Origin of the sequence: Arthrobacter sp. Hiyo1 (assembly GCF_001263615.2) — a bacterium.
Lineage (GTDB): Bacteria > Actinomycetota > Actinomycetes > Actinomycetales > Micrococcaceae > Arthrobacter.
The window spans coordinates 571,464-572,895 of record NZ_DF952468.1; the positions used below are offsets into that span (position 1 = coordinate 571,464).

General features: G+C 64.7%; 1 protein-coding gene. It reads right to left on the reverse strand.

The genetic code is table 11. The features are described from left to right. On the reverse strand, positions 1-1,111 hold a 1,111-nt coding region (locus AHiyo1_RS02570; RefSeq protein WP_059387514.1), incomplete at its 3' end, for a zinc-dependent metalloprotease. Positions 1,112-1,432 lie beyond the last annotated feature (321 nt).

Below are 1,432 nucleotides of genomic sequence, written 5' to 3' on the forward strand. Positions count from 1 at the left end.
CCAGCGAGGAGAACGCGTGTTCGGCGGGTCCTCCCGTGGCGCGGCGCCTCCGCACAGTCTCGCGGAGTGCGACGGCGGATGGCAGCACATTCTCGGTGGCAGCAGCCGTGAGCTCGTCCACCCAGCCCTCAACCAGCGCCAGGGCAGTTTCGAGTTTCTCCAGGGCAGCCGATTGTTCGGGAGTGCGCTCGGGCGTGAACACACCTTGGGACAGGGCTTCTTGAATCCCCTCGGGGTTGCCGGGATCGAGGTCCCGGGCGAGGTCCTCGACGCGGGACAAGTCGATGTGGATGCCTCGGGCGTAGGCTTCGATGGCCCCGAGGAGATGTCCGCGCAGCCATGGAACCTGTACGAAGAGCCGGGCATGCGCGGCTTCGCGGACCGCAAGGAACAACCGCACGTCACTCTCCGGGACGCTCAGGCCTTCGCCGAACTTCGCCACATTGGCCGGCAGCAATGCCATCTCGAGATCAGCGAGCGGAACGCCGATGTCGGTAGAGCTGACCACTTCGGCGGACAGGGCCCCGATGGCCTGGCCCAGTTGCATGCCGAAGATGGCTCCGCCCATGTTCTGCAACATGGACGAGGTGCCCCCCATCATGGCCTTCATTTCTTCCGGCATCTGCTGGGTGAGGGCGTCCGACAGGGCATTGGCGATGCTGTTGGCCACCGGCTCAGTGAGCCGTTTCCACGTGGCGAGGGTGGCTTCCACCCATTCAGCGCGCGACCAGGCGCGGCCAATGAGGCCCGTTGCCTGAAGATCGGTGACGGGATCCAACCAAAGTTCCGCGAGGCGGAGCGCTTCGTCGACTTCGCGGGCCTGCAGGGCATTCACCGACGGATCCGTGCCGGCGGCGGCAACACGGCGGGCGTTCTCGTGGGCAAGCTGCCAATTGACGGGGCCCTCGGAAGTGGAGCTCATCATGGCCTGCACTTGGGCGAACATTTGCTGCAGCATATTCGGGTCGTTCGGCAGCCCTGCGGCTTTTGCCAATTCGGCGGGGTCGATGTTGCCCATGCCTTGCCCGCCCATCAGGTTCTTCAGCATTTCTGCCAAGGGATCCACGGGTGAATCGTCTCCATTGGAGGGGGTATTGGGGTTGGAGGTCATGGTGCCGCCGATCGTCGGTGTGACTGGTGATCACTTTCAAGGTACCGCGATGCCCGGGGGCTGTCTGCCTCAAGAACGCGTCGTTCGCTCTAGGCAAAGCACGACTGGCAGGCACAGCAAGTAGGGTGGATCGTTGGTATGTTTACCGGCCTCCGCGCTGAGGGGGTCGAAACGGTAGCGTCGGACACACGGTTCCCGGCGCGGAGAGGTCCTTCATTGACTAGTTTGCCGAGCCCCGGAGCTGCCGGGGAACCCGGAAAGCCTCTCGGCCGCTCCAACTCCCAGGACGTCCCGACATCGGACGGCCATTCCCCGGAGCGG